Below are 3,184 nucleotides of genomic sequence, written 5' to 3'. Positions count from 1 at the left end.
CGACCTCCTCGGCTGAACGGGGGCGTGGCCGGCCGCCCGGGAGACCGATTCCGCGGCCGGTCACCATCGGCCCACGCCCGGTTCGCCCGTCGAGATCCGCTGTACGCTGCGCGGCATGGGATCTGGGCGGGTACGGGTTCGATTCGCGCCATCTCCCACCGGCATCTTCCATGTGGGTGGGGCGCGGTCGGCGCTGTTCAACTGGCTGGTCGCGCGGCGCGCCGGCGGCGACTTCGTGCTGCGCATCGAGGACACCGACGCGTCCCGCAACCGGCCGGAGTGGACCGACGGCATCATCAGCGCGCTGGACTGGCTCGGCATCAGCCCCGGCGGGTACGAGGGTCCGGTGCTGCAGTCGTCGCGCGCCGACCGGCACCGGGCCGCGGCCGAGCGGCTGCACTCCGAAGGTCTCGCCTACTACTGCGACTGCACGCGCGAGGCCTTGGCGGAACGTACCGGCAACGCGCAGCGCGGCTACGACGGATTCTGCCGGGACCGCGGGCTCACCCCGGGTCCCGGCCGGGCGCTGCGCTTTCGCACGCCGGACGACGGCGTGACGATCGTCGAGGACCTCATCCGCGGCACGCCGGAGTTCCCGAACGACACCATCGAGGACTTCGTGGTCGCGCGGGCCGACGGGTCGGCGGTGTTCCTGCTCGCCAACGTCGTCGACGACCTGGAGATGGGGATCACCCACGTCATCCGGGGTGAGGAACACCTGTCGAACACCCCGAAGCAGCAGCTGCTCTGGGCATCGCTCGGCGCGGGTGCGCCGCCGGTGTGGGCGCACGTCCCGGTGATCGTCAACGAGAAACGCCAGAAGCTGTCGAAGCGGCGCGACAAGGTGGCGCTCGAGTCCTACCGGGACGAGGGATACCTGCCCGCCGCCATGAAGAACTACCTGATGCTGCTCGGTTGGGCCCCGCCCGGCGAGGACGAGATCGTGCCCTGGGAGACGATCGAGTCCACCTTCGACCTTGCCGACGTGAAGCCGTCGCCGGCGTTCTTCGACGAGAAGAAGCTCAAGGCGTTCAACGGTGAGTACATCCGGCGGCTGAGCGTCGAGGAGTTCATCGAGGCGGTCCGGCCCTGGCTCTCGGCACCGGCCGCGCCGTGGGAGCCGGCCGCGTTCGGCGCGGACGCGTTCGCCGCCCTCGCCCCCCTGGCGCAGAGCAGGGTCTCCGTGCTGTCGGAGATCGTGCCGATGGTCGACTTCCTCTTCCTGCCGGAGGTACCAATCGACGACGCGGCCTGGGCCAAGGCGATGAAGGGGCCGGCGGCGGAACTGCTCGCCGACGTCCACGACCTCTACGACAAGATCGAATGGGAAGCCGAGACGCTGAAGGCCGGACTTACCGAGGTCGGCGAGCGGCACGGTCTCAAGCTCGGCAAGGCGCAGGCACCGGTGCGGGTCGCCGTGACCGGGCGGAGCGTGGGACTGCCCCTGTTCGAGTCGCTGGAGGTGCTCGGCCGGGAGACCACCCTGCGGCGGCTCGCCGAAGCGCGGGAACGGCTCACCGGCGGCTGACCTCACGCCGGTCCACGACGGCCTCGCGCGCACGCCGGTCCGTGGCGGCTTCGCGCGGCGGGCAGGGCTGAGCCCGGGTCGCGGCTGGGACGGGCCGCGACCCGGGCTGGGGAGACCCACCAGAAGCCGGGGTTACCTCTGGTGGGTGAGGCTGCTCCAGTTCGCCAGCCACCCGGGCGGCCGGGCGGTCAACAAGGACCAGCACACCCCGCCGGGCCTAAGAGATCCTTAAAACGAGCTCAAGACAAGCTGTGATCTTGCTGTCACGAAATGCCTCTCGAGAGTGACCATCCCGCGGTGTCAGGATGTTGCCATCAAGCGGGAGTCCACCGGACTTAGGGCTCACCGTGACCCTGGGTAGCTGATCCTCGGGGCGTGCGCTGGCGCGGGCTCAGCCCGGACCACTCGTCCGCCCAGGCCGCCAGCGGTTCCAGCACTCCCTGCAGGCGACGGCCGTGCGCGGTCAGCCGGTACTCGCCGGCCTCGTCCACCTCGACGAGGCCGGCCTCGCGCAGCTCCCGCAGGCGTTGGGTCACCTGGGCCTGCGGCGCCTCGAGCCACGCCACAAGCGCGCGGAACGGCAGGGCCGTCCCGCGCAGGTTCCAGTAGACGGCGAGGGCGAAACGCCGGCCCAACAGGTCCACAAGACCGGCGAGGGCGGACGGTGCGCCGTCCGGAGTCTCGGGATGACCGGAGGCGTGCGGTCGTCCCGGCCCGTTCAGCCTCGCCTGCCTCATCGGCATGTCCCGCCGGGACCGCTCATCGGTGGCCTCCGGGGTCTCCGGCGCGAGGGTGCCCCGATCAGCGGGCACCGACCGAGCCGACGCCGTTGGATCCGACACCGTTGGAGCTGTGCGAGCCGAGGGGAGTAAACAGCCTGGTCGCGGACTGCCCGGCGTGGGCGCCAAGCAGGTCCCGGGCCTTCTGGTAGAAGGTGGCCGCCTGCGCGGAGACGAGTCCCGCCGCGCTCTGGACCTCCGGGCGCTCCTGGAGGTCACGGACCTGCCGCATGATGGCGTCGTAGTGCTCCCGGCCGGCCCGGGCGCCGAGGACGTATCCGAGACCGAGGGCCAGGATGACGCTGGGCCTGATACGCATGTTGCCTCCCAGGAGACCGAGGGACGTGCAGGCGGATGGCCGCCGGCCGCTTGACGTTGTGTCGTCGGGTTGATTCCTACCCCACGTCCAAGACCGCCCGAACCTCAGGTAGGCTGACGACGTCAGGTGCATGGCAGGTGCACGGCACCCGATCCCGCGTAGCTCAATTGGCAGAGCAGCCGGCTGTTAACCGGCAGGTTATAGGTTCGAGTCCTATCGCGGGAGCATAGGCCCAGGCCGGAGGCCCGATCCCTTCCGAAGATCAATTCCGAGTCATATCAGTACCACTTTAGCCTTACCCATCCATACTATGATCTTGATCGATGCAAGATCAAGAGAACTACTACAAGCACGGCCACGCGTGAACCATCAAGATCACGAAAGATTCACCTGCCGGTGGGTCGACAGTAGCCCCTCAGATTGCCACGCTGTGCAGCAGAGCCAACACGACGGTGCTGTGGGGGTGGCCGGTGCGACTGGCGTCGTTCAACGTGGAAAACCTGTTCGAACGGGTCCGGGCGATGAATCTGCCCACCTGGGATGAAGGCCGACCGGTCC

3 protein-coding genes and 1 tRNA gene are annotated in these 3,184 nt (G+C 69.2%); 2 read left to right on the top strand and 2 right to left on the bottom strand.

The window, feature by feature from the left end; all coding sequences use genetic code 11:
• The first annotated feature begins 115 nt into the window (after positions 1 to 115).
• Positions 116 to 1,528: a glutamate--tRNA ligase gene (gene gltX, locus AC08OQ_RS18700; RefSeq protein WP_476602323.1), complete on the top strand. Its 1,413-nt coding sequence runs from the start codon at positions 116 to 118 to the stop codon at positions 1,526 to 1,528.
• Positions 1,529 to 1,863: 335 nt separating this feature from the next.
• On the opposite strand, the gene AC08OQ_RS18695 is transcribed toward gltX, so the two are convergent.
• Positions 1,864 to 2,340 (bottom strand): winged helix-turn-helix transcriptional regulator, encoded by a 477-nt coding sequence (locus AC08OQ_RS18695; protein WP_476602322.1) that lies wholly within the window; start codon positions 2,338 to 2,340, stop codon positions 1,864 to 1,866.
• Positions 2,330 to 2,626, bottom strand: coding sequence for a hypothetical protein (locus AC08OQ_RS18690; RefSeq protein ID WP_476594660.1), 297 nt, complete (start codon positions 2,624 to 2,626; stop codon positions 2,330 to 2,332). The genes AC08OQ_RS18695 and AC08OQ_RS18690 overlap by 11 nt, the downstream gene beginning before the upstream one ends.
• Positions 2,627 to 2,778: 152 nt before the next feature.
• On the opposite strand from AC08OQ_RS18690, the gene AC08OQ_RS18685 reads away from it, so the two are divergent.
• A tRNA-Asn gene (locus AC08OQ_RS18685) sits at positions 2,779 to 2,851 on the top strand.
• Positions 2,852 to 3,184: the final 333 nt, after the last annotated feature.

This window comes from Frankia sp. CcCS3 (assembly GCF_977927575.1).
Note: the sequence above shows the minus strand (reverse complement) of the source record. Positions and strands in the feature narration are given on the sequence as shown.

Bases quoted from the DNA above. Each gene is read 5' to 3' on its own strand.
- gltX (WP_476602323.1), top strand. From the start codon at position 116: ATGGGATCTGGGCGGGTACGGGTTCGATTCGCGCCATCTCCCACCGGC.
- AC08OQ_RS18690 (WP_476594660.1), bottom strand. From the start codon at position 2,626: ATGCGTATCAGGCCCAGCGTCATCCTGGCCCTCGGTCTCGGATACGTC.